Origin of the sequence: Paraglaciecola hydrolytica, from assembly GCF_001565895.1 — a bacterium.
GTDB lineage: Bacteria > Pseudomonadota > Gammaproteobacteria > Enterobacterales > Alteromonadaceae > Paraglaciecola > Paraglaciecola hydrolytica.
Map to the genome: position 1 here is coordinate 400706 of NZ_LSNE01000003.1, position 23819 is coordinate 424524.

The following is a 23819-nucleotide window of genomic DNA, read 5'->3' on the forward strand; positions in this document are numbered from 1 at the left end:
TACTTGTATATACAAGTGAGCTACATTGCGTGGCACAAAATTGTGCAAAGTGAAATGTATGCAAGCCCGTTTTCAACAAATTAAGTCGGCCTTACTGGATAAAATCAGCGAAGGTGAAATGACACCCGGTGATCGCGTTTTGTCAGAAAACCAACTGGCCGAGCAATATCAAGTCAGTCGAATGACAGCCAGACGAGCCCTCAGCGAATTAGTTAGCGAAGGCATATTGGCGCGTTCACAAGGTTTAGGCACTTTTGTTGCCGATCATCGGCCCATGAGTTCGATGCTGGAAATCCGTGGCATTCAGGACGAAATCAAACAACGTGGGCACAAATACAGCTGCAGCGTAGTGACTAAGCAGTCGATTTTGGCCAGTGAACAACAAAGTGCTTGGTTAGACGTGGCACTGCACAGTGAAATATTCCATACCCAGATTGTGCATATCGAAAATGGTCGACCGGTACAGCTCGAAGATAGGCTAGTTAACCCTCTTTGGGCGCCGGACTACCTACAGCAAAACTTTGCTCAAACGTCGGCTAATCACTACCTCAGCCAGGTTGCCCCGCTGACTCAGGCTGATCATATCGTCGAAGCCATTTTACCCGATGCACTTTTAGCCAGTCGTTTAGACATTGCCCATACACAGCCTTGCCTCAAGGTTAGTCGCCGCACTTATTCCGCAAAGGGCATTGTCAGTTATGCCTTGCTCTATCATCCAGGTAATCGCTATCGCTTAGGTAGCCATCTGGAATTCGACAGTATCTAATTAGGAGTTATCAATGAATCGACACGATCCAAGCCGAGTAATTCGCGCGGCCCGAGGCTCGCAAATCACTGCCAAGAGTTGGCAAACCGAAGCCGCCCTGCGTATGTTAATGAATAACCTCGATGCTGAAGTGGCAGAGCACCCACAAGATTTAGTGGTTTATGGCGGTATTGGCCGTGCTGCCCGCAACTGGCAAAGTTACGACAAAATTGTAGAAGTATTAACCCGCCTTAATGACGACGAAACTTTGTTGGTACAAAGTGGCAAACCGGTAGGTGTGTTTCAAACTCATGCCAATGCACCCCGAGTATTAATTGCTAACTCAAACCTAGTGCCTCATTGGGCTAATTGGGAGCATTTTAACGAGTTAGATAAACAAGGCCTGATGATGTACGGCCAAATGACAGCAGGTTCGTGGATCTACATTGGCTCCCAAGGCATAGTGCAAGGCACTTACGAAACTTTTGTCAGTATAGCTAAAGCCCATTTTAATGGCGACGCCAAAGGTAAGTGGGTACTTACGGGCGGTTTGGGCGGTATGGGTGGAGCTCAGCCTTTGGCTGCAACCATGGCAGGATTTTCTATGTTAGCGGTTGAGGTAGACGAAAGCCGTATTGATTTTCGCCTTAAATCAGCTTATCTCGACAAAAAAGCCACGTCATTAGCTGATGCATTACAGCTGCTTGAACACGCCAAACATACGGGTAAACCTGTATCAGTGGGTTTATTAGGCAATGCCGCCGACATTTTTAGCCAACTGCTTGAGCAAAATGTCATCCCCGATGTGGTCACCGACCAAACCAGCGCCCATGATCCACTGAATGGTTATTTGCCCCAAGGCTGGAGCATGGAGCAAGCCGCACAGAGGCGCCTTGAAGATGAAAAAGCCGTTGTTACCGCTGCCAAACAATCCATGGCGGTGCAGGTTAAAGCCATGTTGGGTTTACAGCAGCGTGGTGCGGCGACTGTGGACTATGGCAATAACATCCGCCAAATGGCCTTTGAAGTTGGTGTTGAAAACGCCTTTGATTTCCCCGGTTTTGTACCGGCCTATATTCGCCCCTTGTTTTGTCAGGGCATAGGGCCTTTTCGCTGGGCTGTCCTATCGGGCGATCCAGAGGATATTTATAAGACAGACGCCAAAGTTAAAGAGCTCATCCCCGACAACGCCCACTTGCATAATTGGTTAGACATGGCTAAAGAACGCATTCAGTTTCAAGGTTTACCCGCGCGTATTTGCTGGGTTGGCCTAGGCGAAAGACAAAAGCTCGGGTTGGCCTTTAATGAAATGGTTAGAAGTGGCGAGTTATCAGCGCCCATTGTAATTGGTCGTGATCACTTAGATTCGGGTTCGGTGGCTTCACCTAACCGTGAAACCGAAAGCATGTTAGATGGCTCGGATGCCGTATCCGATTGGCCTTTACTTAATGCCTTGTTAAATACGGCTAGTGGCGCGACTTGGGTCAGTTTGCATCATGGTGGTGGTGTCGGCATGGGTTTTAGTCAGCACTCAGGCATGGTGATAGTGTGTGATGGCACTGAAGATGCTGCTCAACGTATTGCTCGTGTTTTGCATAACGACCCTGCCACAGGCGTGATGCGTCATGCTGATGCAGGGTACGAATTAGCCATAGAGTGCGCCCGTAAGCACAAGTTAGACCTACCTATGCTTGCAGAAAATGTTAGCAACCACGTTAAAGGCCATACCAACCATGAATAAATTGATCCTCCAACCCGGCCAGCTTGACCTTGCTACTTTGCGTCAGGTGTATCGTAAACATATTCCCCTTGAGCTGAGCAAGGATGCCGAGCCGGGCATTAATGCCGCAGAAAAAGTCGTATTAGATGTGATCAAACAAGGCCGTACAGTGTATGGCATTAATACCGGTTTTGGTTTGCTGGCTAATACTCGCATTGATGTTAATGAGCTGGAGTTATTACAGCGCAGCATAGTCTTATCCCACGCGGCGGGCACAGGCGATTTTATGTCAGAAGGCACAGTGCGCTTGTTAATGTTGCTCAAAATCAACTCTTTAGCCCGAGGATATTCGGGTATTCGCCTTACAGTCATTCAGGCTTTAATCGCTTTATATAACGCCCGTATTTATCCGGCTATTCCTGAAAAAGGCTCAGTCGGCGCATCAGGTGACTTAGCCCCGTTAGCCCACATGAGTGTGGTATTACTGGGTGAAGGCGAGGTGTTTCATGATGGTCAGCGACTATCGGCCAATGAAGGGCTAAAAATCGCTGGGTTAGAAACCATTACCCTTGCACCCAAAGAAGGCTTGGCTTTGTTAAACGGTACTCAAGCCTCTACAGCCTTTGCCTTACAGGGTTTGTTTTATGCCGAAACTGCCTTGCACAGTGCCATTGCCATTGGCGCCTTAAGTGTGGATGCCGCCATGGGCTCTCGTGTCCCTTTTGACGATAGAATTCATCAGGCACGTGGCCACAAAAGCCAAATTGATATTGCCGCTGCTTACCGAAGTCTTTTGCAAGTCTCCGAGATTGGTTCGTCCCATTCTGGCTGTGAAAAAGTCCAAGATCCTTATTCATTGCGCTGTCAGCCGCAAGTGATGGGCGCGTGTTTACAGCAAATTCGTTATGCCACTGAAACCCTCGTCATTGAGGCCAATGGTGTGTCGGATAACCCCTTAGTGTTTGCCGACAGTGGCGATATTTTGTCTGGTGGCAATTTTCACGCCGAAGCCATCGCCATGACAGCCGATATATTGGCCATTGCCTTGTGTGAAATTGGCGCATTGTCCGAGCGACGTATGGCTTTGTTGATCGATCCAAGCTTAAGCAAGCTTCCGCCGTTTTTAGTCAACAATGGCGGGGTGAACTCGGGTTTTATGATTGCTCAAGTTACCAGTGCCGCCTTGGCCAGTGAAAACAAAACCTACGCCCATCCAGCATCCATAGACTCCTTGCCCACTTCGGCCAATCAAGAAGATCATGTATCTATGGCTACTTTTGCTGCGCGTCGTTTACGGGATATTTATGACAATGTGGCTGGTATATTAGCCATTGAATATTTAGCTGCAGCGCAGGGTGTTGATTTCAGAGCCCCACTCAAAACCAGTGACAGACTAGAACAGATCAAAGGTTTATTACGTGAAAAAGTCAGCTTTTACGATAAAGATCGTTATTTTGCTCCAGATATTGAAGCGGCTAAACAGTTGATAAAAACCGACAAGTTGGCCGATTTAACACAACTCGATTTATTAAATTAAGCGAACACAATAAAGCGTTTAGTATTATTAATTTTGATACGACTCAACGATTTTTTGATACTGGCCGCTGTGTTTAAGTTGGTCGATAGCGTGTTGTAAGCGCTTTGCCAACTCGGTTGGCACGGCGTGATTTAATGCTAGAAAATTATTACCTGCCGTGTTGATTTGGAATGCAGGTGCTGCAGTATCAGTGGGTACCTGATTATTGGCAAGCCAGCTTGGCATAACAATGTCCGAACCAATTACCAAATCTATTTTTCCTTGTAAAAACATAGGAATGGATTCAGCTTTACTGCGAAATTGAATTAGATTTTTACCATATTCGAAGCCTTGTGCTAACAAAAACTCCTCATAAACGTCTCCGTGAGCCACTGCAATTGAATACTGTTTGGCTTGTTCTAAATTGTCGATCGTTATGTCGGATCTACTGGCGAGTCGATATAAAAAGGCTTTGGAAGACGCTAGCGGACCTACCCACTGAAATAAATGTTCCCTAGCTTCGGTTTTGGAGATGGTGAAAATACCACTGGTTGGGGTCTTCTCAGCTAACTCAAAAGCGCGTAGCCAAGGATAAATTTGCATCTCACATGAAACGTTTGCCATGGCACATGCTTCGTTCAGAATATCAGCGTTTATACCTCGGATCTTACCGTTTTCTTCAAAATTGTAAGGTGGAAAATGTTCGGTATACAGGGTCAGTTGATCATCAGCTGCGGCAAGCAAACTGTTGAAAAAAAACAAACAACTAAACACCGCAAATATAAAGGGCTGCATAACCGACCTATTTATCACTAGACATGGGCAATATGACAGAACCCCAAAGGTATAAAAAGCTTTAACTTTAAATAAAACATTGGTTTTGACCACTCTTGGCTCAATCACACGTATAATGCCCCCTAGCGCCCAGCGACTCTTTGCTCACTTGCAAACAAACGCCACACTAAGCCTGCACCCACTGAATAAGTGCTTTTTTCAATAAATAACGGACTATTTTGGTTGGCGGCAGAATCATGGATTGTGGTACTTGCCCCTAAAAATACACGTATATCTTTTGTCGCATCAAACGAAAAACCTAGTGCTAAACTAGTGCCCATGTAACCGCCTTTTGCATCATAAGCTGGCCTTTGTGCCGTGACAAAATCAGTATCAACCTGATAAAAGTAATCATGTAATGCTTCGGTGGCCCAAGTTGGTGAAAGACTTACTGACAAAGCCGTTTTTTCGCTTAACCATCCACGCTGACGATAAACTAACATCGGTTGAAATACGTAACCTCGATGATCGATACCCGAGAAATCAGTCGAAAATACCGCTCTTGCTTGCAGATTCAAGAACAGCTCGCCACTACCATGTGCAGCTAAAGCATTTTCAACAAAGTCAAACTGCCTCAAGCGCATTTTAAGCTGTGGACCTAATTCGAAAATAAAATCAATGTCAGGCATACCAGCTCTAGCAAGGTTATCTTCAGAGTTTGCACCAAAAGACGCAGCCAGTGATAAATCTAGTTCATAGTTAGCTTTGTCTATCGCAACCGCCCTTGCAATTGCCCCATCTCCTATACGTATTGTTTCGCCGCGATAAATAAAATAAGGGGCCGCAATCACATTAGTATGATTTTGCCCCGCAGCAGGATACTCCGGAGTATCAAATACGGCGGTAAATAAGCCAGCTTCCCATACTGGCCGTAAATCATCCTCTAGGGTGATATCTTGTTGGGCTGCGATATTACTACTCACTAAACACATCGTAGCCAAAACGATATATTCGGCCGTTTTGCTTATACCTGTCAAAATCCCTCGCATTTCTTTCATCCTATATTTAATTCAAACATCTTTATTTACGTGTTTTAAGCAAAAAGGATCACCAAACCTTGGATCCGGCAAACTTGCTGCTTGAATATATAAAATTAACGCAGCAGACGCGCTGTTATTTAGCCTCAATATTTCGCTAATCCTCTCGCTAATTACACGTAATTTTTACCATAAAAGTAGATTTCATCTTCTGATATTTTATTTCCCTCTCACTTTATTTCACCGGCCTGAAAACCAAGGTGCACACTTAGCTTTTGCAAGCTGGTTCGCCTGGTTATGGCAGAATCTATGGTGGCGTTCAAACCTTAGTGGCAGGTTCTAATACTTTTAGTTTTAATCCGGTGGATAATGCGGGTGGTGATCTGGCGATTATTCAGCGAGTGACTTTGCAACTAAAGGCTAATTTGGCGGGTACTGCTGCCGCAAGTGACAGCATTTTGCTCGAGAACGTGCTGGTAAATTTGCCTTAGAATCTCTAGTTTAAATAGCAAATATAACAAAGGCGCTGAATAAGCGCCTTTTTCATAAGTGCATGCTAAATCAATACTAAATCCAGTGTCAGTCGTTACTGGTTTAGTACGTGCCTACAAAATAAAACGACTCAAATCTTCGTTTTCTACCAGTTTTTCTAGGTGATCGTTCACGTATGTAGCATCGACTGTTAGTGATTCACCGTGTTTTTCAGAAGCATCAAAAGAAATTTCTTCCATGAGTTTCTCCATCACCGTATGCAAACGGCGAGCACCAATGTTTTCAGTACGCTCGTTGACTGTCCATGCTGCGTTGGCGATGCGCTCGATACCGTCTTCGGTAAAAGTGACATCAACCCCTTCTGTTTTTAACAATGCGACATATTGTTCGGTTAACGAAGCATTGGGCTCAGTTAAAATACGCACAAAATCTTTGGCAGTTAAGGCTGACAATTCAACTCGAATGGGTAAACGGCCTTGTAATTCGGGGATTAAATCCGAAGGTTTACACATCTGAAACGCGCCAGAGGCAATAAACAGAATATGGTCGGTTTTCACCATGCCGTGTTTAGTTGATACCGTACAACCTTCAACCATGGGCAGTAAGTCACGTTGCACGCCTTCACGGGATACATCACCACCGCTACTACCACTGCCTGTGCGTTTACAGATTTTGTCGATTTCATCGATAAACACAATACCGTTTTGCTCTAACGATTCGATGGCGCTTTGTTTGAGCTCCTCTTGGTTAACCAGTTTGGCGGCTTCGTCATCAACTAACAACTTAAACGCATCTTTGATTTTAAGAGTTTTCTTTTTCTTGGAAGAGCCAGAATTTAAATTCTGAAACATGCCTTGCAACTGGTTAGTCATTTCTTCCATGCCCGGAGGTGCCATGATTTCTACACCTATCTGCGGGGTAGCAACATCTATCTCAATTTCTTTGTCATCAAGCTGACCTTCACGCAATTTTTTACGGAAGATTTGACGGGTGTTTTTACCTTGGGCTTCTTCCTTCTCACCCCAGACGTTTTCTGGTGGTGGCAATAAGGCATCTAGAATACGTTCTTCGGCGGCTTCTTCGGCACGGTACTTAACACGAATGGTCGCCTGCTCTTTGGTCATTTTTACTGCGATATCAGCCAAGTCACGGATGATCGAATCCACTTCCTTACCTACATATCCCACCTCGGTAAACTTAGTTGCTTCCACTTTGATAAAAGGTGCATTGGCTAATTTAGCTAAACGGCGGGCAATTTCGGTTTTACCTACCCCTGTTGGACCTATCATGAGGATGTTTTTAGGGGTGACTTCTTGGCGCAGTTCTAGTGGCAACTGCATACGGCGCCAGCGATTACGCAAAGCAATCGATACCGCACGTTTGGCATTTTGCTGGCCAATAATATGACAATCCAGTTCATGGACAATTTCTCTTGGAGTCATTTCTGACATAGTTTTAACCTTATATTCGGGATAATTAACTCACAGCAAAACTGTTGCTCTGAGTCAGGGAATGTATGCAAATACTGCTTATTAATAATCGATGGTTTCAATAGTTTGGCTGTGATTGGTGAATACACAAATGTCGCCAGCTATGGTCAAACTCTTCTCAGCAATTTCGCGCGCGGATAATTCAGTGTTATTAAGTAAGGCCATGGCGGCGGCTTGCGCATAATTACCACCTGAACCAATGGCTATCAGATCATTTTCAGGCTGCACCACATCACCATTGCCGGTAATAATAAAAGAGGCTGTTTCATCGGCTACCGCCAATAAAGCTTCTAGCTTTCTGAGCATGCGATCAGTACGCCAATCTTTTGCGAGTTCAACAGCGGCGCGGGTTAAATTACCTTGGTGCATTTCTAGTTTTGATTCAAAACGTTCAAACAAAGTAAATGCATCTGCGGTACCACCAGCAAAACCAGCGATTACTTTATTGTGGTATAAACGGCGCACTTTTTTGGCATTGCCTTTCATTACGGTATTACCAAGGGATACTTGGCCATCACCGGCAATTACCACCTGATTATTACGTCGTACAGACACGATAGTAGTCACAAAAATTCCTTAAAAACGGGACAAAATAAGTTGTCGGTTAAGCGCTAGTTTTATTATTACCACTAAGTTAGCGCACTATGACCTAGATGTGGGGAGGAAAGTATTATTTTCAAGTTTCATTCAACTTAGCATAGGTAAGTAAAAGTAAATTTAACGGATTTTGCTCCTACCCTAGGCATCAATATCATGGTGCTTACACATTAAACAGCTAACGAGTTTGCTTAAGTCAACCAAGACATAATAGGCCTTGGCGAGTTACACTACGCCTTTGGCTTAGGCCTATCATTAATTTTGGAAACGAATACATGGCTGTACTTAAACGCCTGGATCAAACTTTGAGTAACTTAGGTTATTGTTCGCGCCGCGAAGTGCGGATTTGGCTACGGGATAAACGCGTTAGAGTGGCTGGTGAGTTGACCAAAAATGCTGCCTTAAAAGTTGATCCGGCTAGCGTGACGGTAGATGATAAACCCCTTGACCATCCGGGCGACATTCTCATTATGCTGAATAAACCCTTGGGTTATGTTTGTACCCACGACATTAATGAGGGCCAGCGTATTTATGATTTGTTGCCAGAGATTTGGCTAGGCAGAAGCCCACAGGTTGTTAGTGTTGGTCGCTTGGATAAAGATACCACTGGCTTAATTTTAATTACTGATCAATCGGCTTTAGTACAAAAGCTCACCTCACCCAAACAGCATGTGAACAAAGTGTATCGGGTCACTGTTGATAAACCTCTAGATCAAACAATAATCGAGCAGTTTGCCACGGGTGTGCAGTTAATCAGTGAGACCGAGCCTTGTTTGCCCGCCACACTAGAGATTATTGACACTCACACCGCCAAAGTCACACTTAATGAAGGTAAGTATCACCAAGTACGCCGTATGTTTGCCGCCTGTGATAATCATGTAGTGACACTACACCGCGAGCAATTTGGCCACTATACCTTAGGTGACTTAGCACCAGGTGAATGGCGCGATTTAATCTAGAGATGATTAACAAAGGCCTTGTATTTTGGCCAAGCTTAAATACAAAGTTTGTGACAAGGTTGTTTTAGCTAACACCAAGTTCAATGGTGAGTTGGCAATCAATATCTTTAAGCATACGGTTGACGCTTAATGGCACACTTAGGGAATGTTGTGGTGACTCAGGCGCAACAGCAATCAAGATATCACATTCACTTTCTAGCACTTTTTGCCGAATAAAAAAGTGGTTGATGTCATCCATATAAGATTCAAGTAATGGTACGCAGCCAATAAAATACTTAGCATTGGGGCTAGGACAATAAGTCGCCCCCTGCACTTCCCTAACTAAGGTTAAAGCTTGCATCTTGTCCAGTTGCAAAAAACGAAAATCAACCGAAACCTCTTGCGTCTCTAACATGCCCTATTCCTTAACTTATGCTAAACCTCGCGATTGAAAATCGAGTTTAAAGGTTCCAATTCCATACTACACAACCGTTTATTTTAGCGCGTTGCAAAGTATGGCGGTCTGCCTCGGCATGGCGTTTACTCTCATAAGGTCCAAGAATGACACGATACCAAGAACTTCCCTCGCTATTACGCACTTGGGCTTCTAAACCTTGAAAGGCAATTTTAGCTTTAAGCTCTTCTGCTTGAGAGCGCACTTTAAAAGAGCCACATTGCATAAGATAACGCACTGTCGATTTAGCCCGTTCTTCCACTTCAACTTCAACCGTATATTCAGGTAGGCTGGTAATAAATTCCCACTCTTCTTTAGGCATATCAGGCAATGCATCTTTTTCTTGCTGCGTCGCAGCGGGTTGCGTGGCAACTTGTGGTTTTTCAGGCGCAGTGCCTTTAATCGACCATAAAAAATAACCAAAGGCAGCCAGTAAACTAAGGGTGATAACTATCCTTGGCCAGGGCAGTGTGCGTTTGGGAGGTGGTGGTGGTGCTTTTTTACCGCGCCCACGTGCCACATAATCATTGTGTGCCATAAAAAAGGGATATCCAAACATCAGAATGTCTATTGGGAGGATGATTTTACCTAGGCTGGTGAAATCCTCAATGATATTCGTATTAAATAATCAGGCGTACCACCATGATGATTGAACAATGGCTGTCCAATGCACTAAAAACAGTGGTATTTGAGTCCAACGACCAATAGCTTTGGAGCAAGATTAGGTCGATGAGCGGGACTTTTTTGAATCAATATTGGCGTGAAGGCGCATTGGCTGGAGCTAAACCTGAACATACTTTTTTTGTTAAAGTGGAGGCGCAACAATGACTGATCTAGATATTCGCCAAGGACGTTTGATTTTGCAAGTTGGGATAGCGTTAAGCAAACCTACTAAATTTATCATTTTAAGGCTTGAACAAACAATGACGTGATGATTTGGCTTTAAGTTCGTCTGGCTAGATTTTTCATGGTTAACCATAAAAACCCTCTGCTCAATAGGCTTGCCCCATTCATAAAAATCAATGGCCAAGCTGCGGCAAAAGGCATGGTCAAGGCAAAAGCCAAGGTAGTGATATCTTTAAAAATGATAGATAGGATCATGGACTCGGATAAGGCACCTATGGTTTTCTCCCTTCTGATCACTAACCACTGATGTACAGTGCCCTGTACTAGAATAAGAGCAACTACCACCATAAAACCATTGGTGCCAAAGGTGGCGAGTGTGGGAAATGGCCTGAACAACATGGCGACGAAACCCAATGCTATGGCTATAGCTGCGCCAAAAAATGCGTAATAACTCGCTGTGGAATGTCTGTCTGACCAAATTCGCCACAAAATTACCAGCAGTAACAGTAATGCCCCTGAGCGAGTCCAAACCAAATAATGGTTAAATTCCTGCAGGGATAAACCAAAGATAAAATTGGCGTAAAAGGCAAAAAAACTCGACGAAAATTGGTTTATCGACAAGCTTTGACTGGCTTTGCCTGTGGTCTTTTTAACCTTAGAAAGCTGCAATATTTGATGTAATAAACCGTACCAAGTGAATAAAAATACCACTGAACTCAACCAACCAAACAGGTGATACCACATCTAATCCCCAAATACCGACCAGCCGGTTTGTTGTGTTAGCATTTCTAAGGCCAGCGTGCCTAATTTACTATTGCCTATGGTATCCAGCCCGGGTGACCACACCGCGATAGAGGCTTTACCGGGCGCTATGGCTAATATGCCACCACCGACCCCACTTTTACCAGGTAAACCCACTCTAAAGGCAAATTCGCCAGAGCCATCGTAGTGACCACACATTAACATCAAGGCATTAATACGTTTTGCCCTTTTGGCTGATATTACAGGGTAGCCTGTTAGGGGGTTAATGCCATTGTTGGCTAGATATAAACCGGCGGTGGCCAATTGCATGGTATTCATGGCGATAGAACAATGATGAAAATAAGTACCAAGCACAGCGCTAACCGGATTTTGAAAATGGCCAAAGGAGGCCATAAAGTGCGCAAGTGACGCGTTTCTGTCACCTGTTTCGTGCTCTGAGCGGGCGACTTTTTCATCGATAGCGATACTGTCGTCGTTAGCTACAAAGCGCACAAACTGCAGGATTTCCGCTAGGGTTTCTTTGGGCTGATGGCCTTGCATAATGATATCTGCAATAGCAATGGCGCCAGCGTTGATAAAAGGGTTACGTGGTTTTCCTTGCTCGTGTTCAAGCTGCACAATTGAATTAAAGGGGTCACCTGAGGGTTCGCGGCCGACCCTATTCCATATGCTTTCACCTAATTTGCCTAAGGCCAGCGTTAAGGTAAAAACTTTAGAAATACTCTGGATGGAAAACAGCGTTTGGGCGCAACCGGCGTTATAGATTTCACCGTTTGGCAAAGCAATGCTCATAGCAAATTGATCTGACTTAACACAAGCTAGCTGTGGGATATAGCTAGCCACTTTGCCCTTATCAGACATCAGTGCCATTTGCGCAGCGATATCGTCAATAATATTTTGCATCAGTGGCTCTCTATGTAAGCTCGTTTTTTATAGCATATTGCCTATTTGGCAAACACCCCATTCAAATCTGATAAAAAGAAACGATAAGCTGGGTTATCTGTTTGCTCCTGATATTGATAGTCTAAAGCGGCAAGGTGTTGATCAAAAACGTCGCGCTGTGCGGGCGGTATTTCAAAGCCACACAAGACTAAACCTGCCGCTGCACCATGATTACGATAGTGGAACAAAGTGATGTTCCAGGTTTCGCCCAAAGTATTTAAAAACTTCATCAAGGCGCCAGGGTATTCAGGAAACTCAAAGGAAAAGATATGTTCGTTTTGTAAGTTAGCCGGACGACCACCCACCATGTAACGTACATGTAACTTAGCCATTTCGTTAGCACTGAGATCAAAACACTGATAACCATTGTCATTGAGTGTGTCACTTAGTTGGGCAAACTCAGCCCGACCGCCACGCAGTTTAATACCCACAAAAATATGAGCTTCACCTTCGGTGGCATATCGGTAGTTAAATTCAGTGATGATGCGTCCACCAAGTAATTCACAGAACTTTTTGAAGGCGCCCGCATGTTCAGGAATTTTTACCGCAAATACCGCTTCTTTTTGCTCACCTAATTCACAACGTTCAGACACATAACGCAAAGTATGAAAGTTAATATTGGCCCCACATAAAATGCCACCAAACTTGTGACCTTGCATGGGATTTTGCTGCAAATATTTGTGGATCCCAGCGATAGATAAAGCGCCTGCTGGCTCGGCAATCACCCGAGTATCATCAAAAATATCTTTAATCGCCGCGCAGATCTCATCGGTATTGACCGTGATCACTTCGTCTACATATTCTTGTAATAAACGAAAGGGTTCAGTACCGATAGTTTTTACCGCTACGCCATCGGCAAAGATGCCCACAGTCGGCAGCGGAACTGGTTTACCTGCTTTTAATGCAGCTTGCAAACAAGCAGATTCATCGGATTCGATGGCAATGATTTTTAAGTCGGGTTTTAACTGTTTCAGAAACACGCTGATACCCGCGGCTAAACCACCGCCACCCACAGCGATAAACAAGGTATCGATATCGGGTTTTTGCTCGAGTAATTCACGGCCAATGGTGCCTTGGCCAACAATCACATCTTCGTCATCAAAAGGGGCCACCATGGTATAACCATGCACCTGAGACAAACGTAAAGCCTCATCTTTGGCTTGATCAAAACTAGTGCCAAACAATACAACCTTGGCATAGTCGCCACCAAAGTTACGTACCGCATCCACCTTAATGTCGGGAGTGGTTTCAGGCATGACGATCACAGCCTGAATTTTTTTCATTCTGGCCGAATACGCGACACCTTGAGCATGATTACCAGCAGAAGCCGCCACTACGCCGGCTTGCAATTGTGTTTCGTTTAAACTGGCTAACTTATTGTAAGCGCCACGCAATTTAAACGATTTAACCACTTGCTGGTCTTCACGTTTTAGCCACACTTCGTTGCCTAAACTGGCAGACAGTTTGTCGAGTTTGACCAAATCGCTTTTTACCGCCACGTCATAGACGGGAGCGAGTAAAATGCGTTTTAAATATTCATTGGCTGACAGGCTCATTAATCTTCCAACATCGCAGCATTTCGCACTGCGCCTTTGTCGGCACTGGTAGCAAGTAAAGCATAAGCTTTAAGGGCTAGGGATACCTTACGTTGGCGAGTTGCTGGTTTCCATGGCTTGGCACTTTGCTCCATGGCTGTACGGCGGCTTTGTAGCTCGGCGTCACTGATATCCACACCAATTTTACGGCCAGGAATATCGATAGTAATGCTATCACCTTCTACGACTAAACCTATGCCACCACCACTGGCGGCTTCGGGTGAGCAATGACCAATAGACAAACCAGAAGTACCACCAGAAAAACGTCCGTCGGTGATCAAGGCGCACTTTTTACCAAGACCTTTGGCTTTTAAATAGGTGGTGGGATACAACATTTCTTGCATGCCTGGACCACCTTTAGGGCCTTCGTAACGAATTACTACCACATCACCAGCGATGACTTTATCGGCTAAGATAGCCGCAACGGCGTCGTCTTGGCTTTCAAAAATACGCGCGCGACCGGTGAATTTATGAATAGATTCATCCACCCCGGCGGTTTTAACAATACAGCCGTCTTCGGCGATATTACCAAACAATACTGCCAAACCACCTTCTTCACTGTAGGCATGGGCGCGGCCACGAATACAACCTTTTTCGCGGTCAGTATCGGCAGTCGGGTAACGACAATTTTGGCTAAAGGCCTTTGTGGTACGGATACCGGCTGGGCCCGCTTTATAAAACTCTAAGGCGTATTCGTTGGCAGGATCGGTAATATCCCACTCACTGATCACTTCACCAATGGTTTTACCTAATACGTGTGAGCAATCGGCGTGTAATAAACCTGCTTTGTTCAGTTCAGATAAAATACCTATTACGCCACCAGCACGGTGCACGTCTTCCATATGGTAAGTTTGAATAGAGGGCGCGACTTTACATAAATGCGGTACTTTACGTGATAGACGGTCTATGTCGTCAAGGGTAAAAGGCACTTCGCCTTCTAGAGCTGCAGCCAATAAATGTAAGATAGTATTGGTCGAGCCACCCATGGCAATGTCTAAGCTCATGGCATTTTCAAAGGCTTTAAAATTAGCGATATTACGCGGTAACACACTTTCGTCGTCTTGGTCGTAATAACGTTTACATAACTCAACAATTTGACGGCCGGCCTGTTTAAACAAACCTTCACGATCCGCGTGAGTGGCCAACATTGAACCGTTACCGGGTAAAGACAAACCCAAGGCTTCGGTTAAGCAGTTCATAGAGTTAGCGGTAAACATGCCAGAACAAGAACCACAAGTAGGGCAAGCAGAACGTTCTACTTCGCCGCTTTCTTCATCACTTACATTCTCGTCTACCCCTGCCACCATGGCATCGACTAAATCCAGTTTAATGATTTGATCAGATAACTTGGTTTTACCCGCTTCCATGGGGCCACCTGAAACAAAAATTACCGGTACGTTGAGGCGCATTGAGGCCATTAACATGCCCGGGGTGATTTTGTCGCAGTTAGAGATACACACTATGGCATCAGCACAATGGGCATTAACCATATATTCCACCGCATCGGCAATAATTTCGCGCGAGGGTAAACTATACAACATGCCACTGTGACCCATGGCAATACCATCGTCCACCGCTATGGTATTAAATTCTTTAGCCACACCACCGGCTTCTTCTATGCTACGTGCCACCAATTGGCCCATATCTTTTAAATGCACATGACCCGGTACAAACTGGGTAAAGGAGTTAGATACGGCAATAATAGGTTTGGAAAAATCTTTATCTGTCATACCTGTGGCGCGCCATAAGGCTCTGGCACCGGCCATGTTTCTGCCTTGGGTAGTGGTTGCGGAACGTAACTTGGGCATGTTGTACACCTTTTAATCTAAGTTGAAGCAGGCTGAGACTGCTCTTTAATAGCTGAATTTAATCGTGGTTTAATGTTTTTGTTAAGCAAGAACTAAGACTATTTTAGTCTACTAACAAAAAACCCCCGGACTCTCGTGCGGGGGCTTAGTATTCTGACCTAATGCCAGCACTATCCCCGCGCAGTAATAATTACTTCCACTATGGTCAGTAAAATGCTCACAAGATCGCACTTTTTAGAAGAGGGCATAAGGCGTTAATTTCTATCTATCGTCACTGGGTATATAGGTAACACGAACCAGACAAGGCGATCAAGCAATGCTATATGCTTTTTTCAAGGCATTTATACTCAAAATCATTGGAATTGCACGGCGGCGGCAAATGAGTGAACCCAACAAACGTGCAGTTTCAAGGATGAAGTGTATATACTCAAACTAACCAAATTAGTGAGTAACTTGCCCTAAGTAAAACTAAACACGTATGATGCCAAGCTATAAATTAGAGGGTATAAAATGGCAACGTGGTTACATTGGGTTGATTTAGCAGGCGTGGCCGTTTTTGCCGTTGCCGGTACGTTAATGGCCTATAAAAAACATATGGATGGTTTTGGTGTAGTGGTACTCGCCTCAGTCACCGCTATTGGTGGTGGTACCTTACGTGACATGATCTTAGATTTACCGGTGTTTTGGGTACAGGATCCAAGCTACTTTTACGCCATTATCGCTGCGGCATTGATAACTATCATTTGGTTACGTAATAAAAACACCTTTCCCCTGCATTATCTACTATTTGCCGATGCCATAGGTTTAGCCTTTTTCAATGTAATGGGTTTACAAAAAGCCCTGACTTACGGAGCATCCCCCCTCATAGCAATTGCCCTAGGTACCATGACTGGTGTTTTTGGTGGATTAATCCGTGATGTGATTTGCCGAGAAATTCCCTTGGTGTTAAAAGGTGAGCTATACGCTACCACTTGCATCATAGGTGGTGTGGCTTATATCGGCGCCTTACTTCTAGGTTTAAGTGCGGTAAGTTGCATGTTAGTGGGCTTTGTCGTGACCTTGGCTATTCGTTTAGGGGCCATGCAATGGCATTGGCATCTACCGGTTTTTCAGCCACACGACAAAGTCGATGAATAATTAAATCCATAACATTTAGCAGCTAAAACCCAGCGCTTTACTAGTTACAGTGAGTAACTTTGTATTCTGCCAATTCGCAATTTTCTTAAGATTGGCTAGCCTTACAGTCAGTACTTAGTTGCAAAGGGAGTTGCCGGATGTCATTAGCCTTGGTTTATTCACGCGCTAGCGTGGGCATTGATGCTCCACTGATTAATGTTGAAGTTCATCTCGCCAATGGTTTGCCCTGCTTTAACCTTGTCGGTTTACCCGAAGCCTCGGTACGTGAAGCCAAAGATAGAGTGCGCAGCGCGCTGATTAATTCGGGTTTTGAGTTCCCGGCAAAACGCATCACGGTAAATTTAGCTCCGGCCGATTTACCCAAAGATGGCGGCCGTTTTGACCTCGCAATCGCCATAGGTATTATCGCCGCTAGCTATCAATTACCTGCAGCACAATTACAAAACCTCGAGCTGGTGGGCGAGTTAGCTTTATCTGGTGAAATTCGCTCTATTAGTGGGGCCTTACCTTTTACCTACGCTTGCTCACAAGCTCAGCGCCAAGCGGTATTACCCGCCGCCAATGCCGCCGAAGCCTCACTTATTAAAGATGCCAAGATCATCCCTGCCCAGCAATTATTAGAGGTTTTTCATCATATTATGGGGCAAAAACCTCTGGCCTTTTATCAAGTCACCACCGCCCCCCAAGAGGCTCATTACGATAGTGACCTGCAAGACGTGGTGGGTCAAGGTGCAGCCAAACGTGCCTTAGAAATCGCTGCCGTTGGCGCCCATAATTTACTTTTTACAGGCCCGCCAGGCACAGGTAAAACCATGCTGGCTAGTCGCCTGATCACCATACTACCTCCCATGAGTGATGAGGAAGCACTGGCCAGCGCTGCCATTCATTCCATCGTGGGTAAACCTGTTGATCCTGCCACTTGGAAACAACGACCTTTTCGCCACCCTCACCACACTAGTTCAGCCGTGGCCTTGGTGGGTGGCGGCAGTATTCCAAGGCCGGGTGAAATATCCTTAGCCCACCACGGCGTCTTGTTTTTGGATGAGTTACCTGAGTTCGATCGCAAAGTACTCGACGTATTACGTGAGCCTTTGGAGTCTGGCACTGTGTCGATTTCTCGCGCTGCTCGTCAGGCTCAGTTCCCCGCCCAGTTTCAATTGGTTGCCGCCATGAACCCTAGCCCAACGGGCAGTTTAAATGACGGTCGCTCAACCTCAGAGCAAGTTTTACGTTACCTCAATCGTTTATCAGGACCGTTTTTAGACAGGATCGACTTGCAAGTTGATGTACCAAAACTGCCCGCCAACGATTTTTCTAAACAAGTAAAAGAGCGAGGTGAAAGCAGTGCCACAGTGCGTGCTAGAGTATTAGCTGCGCGGCAACTACAGTTAAAGCGCCAAGGTAAAACCAATGCCCAACTTGGCAGTAAAGAAGTGGATGTACATTGCAAATTAAGTACAGAGGACCAGTTGTATTTACAGCGAGCGGTAGAAAAACTCGGTTTGTCTTTACGTACTTATCACCGAGTATTGAAAGTCGCGCGCAGTATCGCTGATCTTGGCGGACTCCCGCAGATTGAACGCCAGCATCTAGCCGAAGCCCTGCATTATCGCGCCTTTGACAGGATGTTAGCGCAGCTAGCGAATAATTGACTTTCAGATAAGAAAAACTGTTCTGACAGCAATAAAATATGCATTTGTCACAGCACTTACTCATATCTATTCTTCTGCATGAAAGACTCTTGGCCCGATGGTGGTAGTTAAAGCCTGCAGTTTAGTCATTCATGCAAGGTCTTTATTTCAAACCTCCATCATGTCCATAAGCTTTTGTCAGCCATTAATTTATTTTTCGGGAGTCGACCTCAAACGATTAATAAAACCGTTTGGGCTAACAAATTACCGAATCTTAGTGATAATAAAGGATATATACATGAAAAAATTCGTTTTAGTTAGCCGAGGCGTATTCATTTTATGCGCAGCACTGTTAATAACGCTACCGGTGCAAGCAGGACTGATTAGTGTTGCCAGTTACAGCTATGGTACTTCGCCCCATTCAAATTACCCCGACAGTGGTGGTGAATTAACTGATGGTATTACTGATAGTTTAGCTTGGGGAGATGGGGTCACTATTGGTTACGCTGACGTAGCTAATTTATCTGGTTGGTACAACAGTGATCCAGTGATCACTTTTAATTTTTCTGCGGCCCAGATGATTAACAGTATCAGAATATTTGCAGCTGATAGTGATGGTTGGGCTGGAGTTAGTTTGCCAGTATCATTATTAGTTTCAACCGCTGAAGGATTCAGCGAATTATTCTCTGTTACCAATCCTGCTGGCAATGGTAGTACTGTAGCCCTAGATTTTGGCGGGTTTAGTACAACAAGTAGTGCCTTTACTTTATCTATGGTTCGCAGTGCACAGTGGACGATGCTTTCAGAGGTTCAGTTCTTCTCTAATGCACAATCGCCAACCAACGACGCACCTGAACCAGGAACTTGGTTAATCATGTTGTGTGGCATGGCTTACATTGCTAGAAAGCGTATTTTTAGTTTATCTAAATAAGGTCTTATTAAGTACTGCTGATGTTACACAACACCAGCAGTACTCGAAGCAAAACGCAGAATGTTGGTGGTTTATAGTCTTTTCCTATCTACTAGTTTCTATTTACTAGCCACTGCTTTTAGCAATTAAACAGCGCCTTAATTGCTGGTTCATTTGCGCGTTTCTGTAAACAGCATAAACCGAGTTTATAGGGTTCTATGTCATGCAATACAATGCGATTGACTTTGTTGGCCACTATGGAATTATCCAATACCACTTGTGGCACTATGCCCAAACCACAGCCCAAGGCGACCATGCTGACGATGGCCTCGTTGCCACCTACGCTGGCGTATACGCGGGGGCGAATACCGTGTTCGGCAAACCAGTGATGCACTATACGTTTGGTAGGGCCTGAGTCGGGCAAGATCATGGAATGCTGGCGCCAATCTACTTGGCTGAGGTTTTGTAACAAGCTGTCTTTAGGCGCTATTAATACGAGGGGCACGTCTTCTAAGGGTAAAAACTGTAGTTCTGCTGGGAAGTCGGGGGTATGAATGGCAATCGCCGCATCGGCTTCTTGTTGCATGACTTTACTTACCGACAGGGCCGGGTCGCCCGTGCTGAGTTTAATTTCTACTTGTGGGTATTTATTTCTGAAGTTAGCCAACAGCTTAGGCAAGTGGCTATAACTGGCGGTTACTGAGCAAAATAGACTTAACTCGCCTTGTAGCTGTTGATGATCTTGCTGTAACTCCCACTTCACTTTTTTCCATTCAGCTAAGGTTTGTTGGCTAAAACCTAATAATTTAAGGCCGGCTGCGGTAATTTTTACACTGCGGTTATCACGTACAAATAAGGTGGTTCCACACTCTTCTTCTAGGCGCTGAATGGCACGACTTAGGGTGGAAGGACTGACAAACAGCGCTTCTGAGGTTTTAGCAAAGTGTAGGCTGGTGGCGAGATGTTGAAATAATTCTAGGCTGCGAAAGTCCATAAAACCTCATTATTGCAAATAACGCAATATTATATTGCGAATATATCATTTTAAACAATATGCCATATTAGGTAGTATCCTGCCATCACAAGATCGTCACTGACTTGTACGCAAAATGCGAAAACAGAATTTATAGGGTTTAAACAATGGCTAATTATTTCAATACATTATCTTTACGTCAGCAACTTGACCAATTAGGTCGTTGCCGTTTTATGCAACGCGCAGAATTTGCCAATGGTTGTGATTTCTTAAAAGGTAAAAAAATCGTCATCGTCGGTTGTGGTGCTCAAGGTTTAAACCAAGGTTTGAACATGCGTGATTCAGGTTTAGATGTGTCGTATACCTTACGTCAGGCTGCTATTGATGAAAAACGTGATTCTTTTCAACGTGCTAGTGGTAATGGTTTTACTGTTGGTACTTATCAAGAGCTTATCCCTACTGCTGACATCGTTTATAACTTAACGCCTGATAAACAGCATTCAAGTGTGGTTGAAGCCATCATGCCGCTAATGAAAAAAGGCGCGACCTTAGGTTATTCACACGGTTTTAATATCGTTGAAGAAGGTCAAAAAATTCGCAGTGATATTACGGTAGTTATGTGTGCACCTAAGTGCCCAGGTACTGAGGTACGTGAAGAATATAAACGTGGTTTTGGTGTGCCTACCTTAATCGCTGTGCATCCAGAAAATGATCCACAAGGTCAAGGTTGGGATATCGCTAAGGCATTGGCTTCTGCTACAGGCGGCGATCGCGCTGGTGTACTTGAGTCTTCTTTTGTGGCCGAAGTTAAGTCTGACTTAATGGGCGAGCAAACGATTTTATGTGGCATGCAACAAGTTGCTGCTGTGCTTGGGTATGAAAAGATGGTTGCTGACGGCATCGACCCTGCCTACGCCGGTGCACTAATTCAATTTGGTTTAGAAACCGTTACTGAAGGTCTTAAAATTGGTGGTATCACCAATATGATGGACAGACTATCTAACCCAGCCAAGTTAAAAGCATTTGAATTGGGCGAACAATTAAAAGATTTGTTGGGACCATTATTTGGTAAACACCAAGACGACATCATCAGTGGTGAGTTTTCTCGCACTATGATGGAAGACTGGGCTAATGGCGATGCTAACTTGCTAAAATGGCGTGAAGAAACCGGTCAGACTGGTTTTGAAAATGCACCGGTTTACAGCGGTAAAATTGATGAACAAGAGTTTTATGACCACGGCATTTTTATGGTCGCGATGATTAAAGCTGGGGTAGAAATGGCCTTTGATACTATGGTTGAAGCCGGTATTTTACCTGAGTCTGCTTATTACGAGTCATTACATGAAACGCCACTGATTTCGAATACCATCGCCCGTAAGCGTTTGTATGAAATGAACGTAGTTATTTCTGATACAGCGGAATATGGTAACTATTTATTTGCCAATGTCGCTATTCCTTTATTGAAAGAAAAACTGATGCCACACATCGGAACTGATTTAATCGGTAAAGGTTTTGCAGTTGCCTCTAACAGCGTAGATAACAAAAAACTGGTAGAAGTGAACAAAGCGATTCGTGAACACGGCGTAGAAACCATAGGCGCTACCTTGCGCGGTTATATGACCGACATGAAAGCCATTGTGTAGTTGATAACTTGCAAAGAATAATTTGATTTATTTGAAACGATTTCTGTCGTAAAGGTGCTTGATAAAAGCCCTCTTGCCCAGCCAATTTGGCTGGGCTTTTTTATATCTATTCCCTTCATCCTTGAAACTACACGTTTGTTAGCTGTGCTCACTCACCCTGATTTGTAACTTGCTTAGCACTTAGTAAAGCTAAGCTCATGGGCTACCTTTGCCGCTGTGCAACTGCAATTATAAAGGATATACACTTTCTAAAAATACCAGCTTGTCACTGATTACCTACAGTCTCAATTTAGCCCCAAACCCTTGATAATAAAAGCTCAAAGCCCACCATCATCTTTTGCCCCTCAAAAAATAAGTCTAGTTCGAGCCCATTTATTCTGTTTGTTGCACATAAGTAACAAATCGCTTGCTTTAAAATCCATGCAAGCCAATAAAATCGGTGCTTGCGGTCTTGGCGTATGGCTTGCTAAAAGCTAAGGCTATGCCAAAGGGTGATACTCATCTGTGAACTGAAGTAAGGTAGAATAATGACAAAAAAAATAAGCCGCATATGCCAAATGGATGATTGGATTTTCGAAGTTAAAATGGTTAGAGCGTTAAAAGTACGCAAGCATGGTGAGCCCTACTCTGCAGTAGCAAACCTCACAGCCAATGGCGAGCAGGTTTATATAGATTCGCACCTTTCGATAAGTAACGAAGAGCTTAGCAAAGAAGACTTTATGACTATCTATCGATTTTGTGAGTCTATGGGCATGAAAAACATCAGTTACGACAGGATAAAAAATGGCGTTAAAAGCGCTAAGGTCGTGGATATTCTAGAAAATCAACAACCCAAACCGAGTATTCGATTAGTCAAATAAACGTTTAAAAAAAAGAAAAAGGCGCTGTGTTAACTGTTATAAAAAACAGCTAACTGCAACACAGCGCCAAACTGAAATCAGCTAGTCAAAGGTACAATAGTCAGCTCAACACGGCGATTAAGTTGGCGTCCGCCAGCATTGTCATTAGTGGCAACAGGCTGTGACTCTCCCATACCCATAGTGGTAACCCTGCGGTTATCCACGCCATTTTGCGTTAAATAATTTTTAACTGCGCTCGCTCGCTGCTCAGATAACACTTGGTTTTGACTATCAGCCCCTACGTTGTCTGTATGTCCTACAACTTGTAATGTAGTTTTTTCATACTTGTTGATGACCAAGGCAACATCATTAAGCACTGAATAAAAGTTACCTGATATCGAGGCCTTGCCTGTGTCAAAGGTAATATTACCCGGCATGATTAAATTAATATTGTCACCATCACGTACCACTTCAATGCCCGAATCAGCCAGCTCGTCACGAAACTCTTGTTCTTGGTTATCCATATATTTACCAATAGCGCCACCAGCAAGGGCACCAACCACCGCACCCCATGCATAACGGCTTTTAGCGTTGTCACCTGTACCTTTACCTATTAATGCGCCTACCACTGCACCTATTCCAGCGCCCTTTTGTGTGTTGGTTGCGCTGCTGTTAGCACAGCCAGTTAGTACAAAAGCACTTAAACCCAAGGCCATTGTTAGTTTTTTATAATTCATATTCGTCATACACATTCCTGATAAAACCTCATTGTTTAAAACAATATTTATGATTTAAGTATCTGGTTAGTTGCCTTAACCAGAGGTGAACATAATGTGAATTGCAGGAAGTGTTCCAGAAATTCCATACGAATTAGTATGACAATATGACAAATGTTAAAAATTATAATACCCTAGACAAATCCATGCATATTAGTAACAAATTTATAACGTTAAGCTAACCACCAAACTAA

Annotated in this window: 22 protein-coding genes; 10 read left to right on the forward strand and 12 right to left on the reverse strand. The window is 44.3% G+C overall.

Annotation, left to right across the window (positions count from 1 at the left end; translation table 11 throughout):
* The first annotated feature begins 58 nt into the window (after window positions 1–58).
* Genes hutC through hutH form a run of 3 tightly spaced genes read left to right on the forward strand, consistent with a single transcriptional unit; the run spans window position 59 to window position 4002 of the window.
* A complete protein-coding gene (gene hutC, locus AX660_RS04315; protein ID WP_068373050.1) occupies window positions 59–766 on the forward strand; it encodes a histidine utilization repressor in 708 nt (235 codons plus the stop codon).
* 13 nt (window positions 767–779) lie between these two features.
* Window positions 780–2486 (forward strand): urocanate hydratase, encoded by a 1707-nt coding sequence (gene hutU, locus AX660_RS04320; protein WP_068373053.1) that lies wholly within the window; start codon window positions 780–782, stop codon window positions 2484–2486.
* Window positions 2479–4002: a histidine ammonia-lyase gene (gene hutH / locus AX660_RS04325; RefSeq protein ID WP_068373056.1), complete on the forward strand. Its 1524-nt coding sequence runs from the start codon at window positions 2479–2481 to the stop codon at window positions 4000–4002. The genes hutU and hutH overlap by 8 nt, the downstream gene beginning before the upstream one ends.
* Window positions 4003–4029: 27 nt before the next feature.
* Here the strand turns inward: hutH and AX660_RS04330 are convergent, their stop codons facing one another.
* Entirely contained in the window at window positions 4030–4776 is a 747-nt protein-coding gene (locus AX660_RS04330; protein WP_082768734.1) for a substrate-binding periplasmic protein, read from the reverse strand.
* Between the two features lie 122 nt (window positions 4777–4898).
* Complete coding sequence (locus tag AX660_RS04335; RefSeq protein WP_068373059.1) at window positions 4899–5804, reverse strand: MipA/OmpV family protein; 906 nt, start codon at window positions 5802–5804, stop codon at window positions 4899–4901.
* 263 nt (window positions 5805–6067) lie between these two features.
* Here AX660_RS04335 and AX660_RS04340 point away from each other — a divergent pair, with 263 nt between their 5' ends.
* Window positions 6068–6283 (forward strand): hypothetical protein, encoded by a 216-nt coding sequence (locus AX660_RS04340; RefSeq protein ID WP_068373062.1) that lies wholly within the window; start codon window positions 6068–6070, stop codon window positions 6281–6283.
* Between the two features lie 114 nt (window positions 6284–6397).
* Here the strand turns inward: AX660_RS04340 and hslU are convergent, their stop codons facing one another.
* Together hslU and hslV are read right to left on the reverse strand one after the other, a co-directional pair.
* On the reverse strand, window positions 6398–7735 hold the full coding sequence (gene hslU, locus AX660_RS04345) for an HslU--HslV peptidase ATPase subunit (protein WP_068373066.1): 1338 nt from the start codon (window positions 7733–7735) through the stop codon (window positions 6398–6400).
* 81 nt (window positions 7736–7816) lie between these two features.
* Window positions 7817–8341 carry an ATP-dependent protease subunit HslV gene (gene hslV, locus AX660_RS04350; protein WP_068373069.1) on the reverse strand — a complete coding sequence of 175 codons (525 nt, stop codon included), beginning with the start codon at window positions 8339–8341 and terminating at the stop codon, window positions 7817–7819.
* Window positions 8342–8646: 305 nt separating this feature from the next.
* On the opposite strand from hslV, the gene AX660_RS04355 reads away from it, so the two are divergent.
* Window positions 8647–9330 (forward strand): pseudouridine synthase, encoded by a 684-nt coding sequence (locus AX660_RS04355; protein ID WP_068373072.1) that lies wholly within the window; start codon window positions 8647–8649, stop codon window positions 9328–9330.
* Between the two features lie 64 nt (window positions 9331–9394).
* Here AX660_RS04355 and AX660_RS22740 read toward each other — a convergent pair whose 3' ends face one another.
* The 6 genes from AX660_RS22740 to ilvD all read right to left on the reverse strand — a co-directional run bounded on the left by AX660_RS22740 (window position 9395) and on the right by ilvD (window position 15716).
* Window positions 9395–9724 carry a hypothetical protein gene (locus AX660_RS22740; protein WP_082768735.1) on the reverse strand — a complete coding sequence of 110 codons (330 nt, stop codon included), beginning with the start codon at window positions 9722–9724 and terminating at the stop codon, window positions 9395–9397.
* A 46-nt stretch (window positions 9725–9770) separates the two neighbouring features.
* Window positions 9771–10301, reverse strand: coding sequence for an SPOR domain-containing protein (locus AX660_RS04365; RefSeq protein WP_068375177.1), 531 nt, complete (start codon window positions 10299–10301; stop codon window positions 9771–9773).
* Window positions 10302–10705: 404 nt separating this feature from the next.
* Entirely contained in the window at window positions 10706–11353 is a 648-nt protein-coding gene (locus tag AX660_RS04370; RefSeq protein WP_068373076.1) for a hypothetical protein, read from the reverse strand.
* Window positions 11354–12274 (reverse strand): glutaminase, encoded by a 921-nt coding sequence (locus tag AX660_RS04375; protein ID WP_068373079.1) that lies wholly within the window; start codon window positions 12272–12274, stop codon window positions 11354–11356. It lies immediately after the preceding gene.
* Window positions 12275–12315: 41 nt separating this feature from the next.
* Window positions 12316–13869, reverse strand: coding sequence for a threonine ammonia-lyase, biosynthetic (gene ilvA, locus AX660_RS04380; RefSeq protein ID WP_068373082.1), 1554 nt, complete (start codon window positions 13867–13869; stop codon window positions 12316–12318).
* On the reverse strand, window positions 13869–15716 hold the full coding sequence (ilvD, locus tag AX660_RS04385; protein ID WP_068373084.1) for a dihydroxy-acid dehydratase: 1848 nt from the start codon (window positions 15714–15716) through the stop codon (window positions 13869–13871). The genes ilvA and ilvD overlap by 1 nt, the downstream gene beginning before the upstream one ends.
* A gap of 510 nt (window positions 15717–16226) precedes the next feature.
* Here ilvD and AX660_RS04390 point away from each other — a divergent pair.
* The 3 genes from AX660_RS04390 (at window position 16227) to AX660_RS04400 (ending at window position 19415) form a co-directional block, all read left to right on the forward strand.
* A complete protein-coding gene (locus AX660_RS04390) occupies window positions 16227–16853 on the forward strand; it encodes a trimeric intracellular cation channel family protein (RefSeq protein WP_068373086.1) in 627 nt (208 codons plus the stop codon).
* 137 nt (window positions 16854–16990) lie between these two features.
* Window positions 16991–18505 (forward strand): YifB family Mg chelatase-like AAA ATPase, encoded by a 1515-nt coding sequence (locus AX660_RS04395; protein WP_068373088.1) that lies wholly within the window; start codon window positions 16991–16993, stop codon window positions 18503–18505.
* A gap of 277 nt (window positions 18506–18782) precedes the next feature.
* A complete protein-coding gene (locus AX660_RS04400; protein ID WP_068373091.1) occupies window positions 18783–19415 on the forward strand; it encodes a hypothetical protein in 633 nt (210 codons plus the stop codon).
* Between the two features lie 118 nt (window positions 19416–19533).
* On the opposite strand, the gene ilvY is transcribed toward AX660_RS04400, so the two are convergent.
* A complete protein-coding gene (ilvY, locus tag AX660_RS04405) occupies window positions 19534–20388 on the reverse strand; it encodes an HTH-type transcriptional activator IlvY (RefSeq protein WP_068373094.1) in 855 nt (284 codons plus the stop codon).
* Window positions 20389–20534: 146 nt separating this feature from the next.
* On the opposite strand from ilvY, the gene ilvC reads away from it, so the two are divergent.
* Window positions 20535–22010, forward strand: coding sequence for a ketol-acid reductoisomerase (gene ilvC, locus AX660_RS04410; RefSeq protein ID WP_068373097.1), 1476 nt, complete (start codon window positions 20535–20537; stop codon window positions 22008–22010).
* A 527-nt stretch (window positions 22011–22537) separates the two neighbouring features.
* Complete coding sequence (locus AX660_RS04415; protein ID WP_068373099.1) at window positions 22538–22870, forward strand: hypothetical protein; 333 nt, start codon at window positions 22538–22540, stop codon at window positions 22868–22870.
* Between the two features lie 77 nt (window positions 22871–22947).
* Here the strand turns inward: AX660_RS04415 and AX660_RS04420 are convergent, their stop codons facing one another.
* Complete coding sequence (locus AX660_RS04420) at window positions 22948–23595, reverse strand: OmpA family protein (protein WP_235594650.1); 648 nt, start codon at window positions 23593–23595, stop codon at window positions 22948–22950.
* Window positions 23596–23819: the final 224 nt, after the last annotated feature.

Coding starts and splice junctions, on each gene's coding strand:
- hutC (WP_068373050.1), top strand. CDS start 59: ATGCAAGCCCGTTTTCAACAAATTAAGTCGGCCTTACTGGATAAAATC.
- hutU (WP_068373053.1), top strand. CDS start 780: ATGAATCGACACGATCCAAGCCGAGTAATTCGCGCGGCCCGAGGCTCG.
- hutH (WP_068373056.1), top strand. CDS start 2,479: ATGAATAAATTGATCCTCCAACCCGGCCAGCTTGACCTTGCTACTTTG.
- AX660_RS04330 (WP_082768734.1), bottom strand. CDS start 4,776: ATGCAGCCCTTTATATTTGCGGTGTTTAGTTGTTTGTTTTTTTTCAAC.
- AX660_RS04335 (WP_068373059.1), bottom strand. CDS start 5,804: ATGCGAGGGATTTTGACAGGTATAAGCAAAACGGCCGAATATATCGTT.
- hslU (WP_068373066.1), bottom strand. CDS start 7,735: ATGTCAGAAATGACTCCAAGAGAAATTGTCCATGAACTGGATTGTCAT.
- AX660_RS04355 (WP_068373072.1), top strand. CDS start 8,647: ATGGCTGTACTTAAACGCCTGGATCAAACTTTGAGTAACTTAGGTTAT.
- AX660_RS22740 (WP_082768735.1), bottom strand. CDS start 9,724: ATGTTAGAGACGCAAGAGGTTTCGGTTGATTTTCGTTTTTTGCAACTG.
- AX660_RS04365 (WP_068375177.1), bottom strand. CDS start 10,301: ATGGCACACAATGATTATGTGGCACGTGGGCGCGGTAAAAAAGCACCA.
- AX660_RS04370 (WP_068373076.1), bottom strand. CDS start 11,353: ATGTGGTATCACCTGTTTGGTTGGTTGAGTTCAGTGGTATTTTTATTC.
- AX660_RS04375 (WP_068373079.1), bottom strand. CDS start 12,274: ATGCAAAATATTATTGACGATATCGCTGCGCAAATGGCACTGATGTCT.
- ilvA (WP_068373082.1), bottom strand. CDS start 13,869: ATGAGCCTGTCAGCCAATGAATATTTAAAACGCATTTTACTCGCTCCC.
- ilvD (WP_068373084.1), bottom strand. CDS start 15,716: ATGCCCAAGTTACGTTCCGCAACCACTACCCAAGGCAGAAACATGGCC.
- AX660_RS04390 (WP_068373086.1), top strand. CDS start 16,227: ATGGCAACGTGGTTACATTGGGTTGATTTAGCAGGCGTGGCCGTTTTT.
- AX660_RS04395 (WP_068373088.1), top strand. CDS start 16,991: ATGTCATTAGCCTTGGTTTATTCACGCGCTAGCGTGGGCATTGATGCT.
- AX660_RS04400 (WP_068373091.1), top strand. CDS start 18,783: ATGAAAAAATTCGTTTTAGTTAGCCGAGGCGTATTCATTTTATGCGCA.
- ilvY (WP_068373094.1), bottom strand. CDS start 20,388: ATGGACTTTCGCAGCCTAGAATTATTTCAACATCTCGCCACCAGCCTA.
- ilvC (WP_068373097.1), top strand. CDS start 20,535: ATGGCTAATTATTTCAATACATTATCTTTACGTCAGCAACTTGACCAA.
- AX660_RS04415 (WP_068373099.1), top strand. CDS start 22,538: ATGACAAAAAAAATAAGCCGCATATGCCAAATGGATGATTGGATTTTC.
- AX660_RS04420 (WP_235594650.1), bottom strand. CDS start 23,595: ATGACGAATATGAATTATAAAAAACTAACAATGGCCTTGGGTTTAAGT.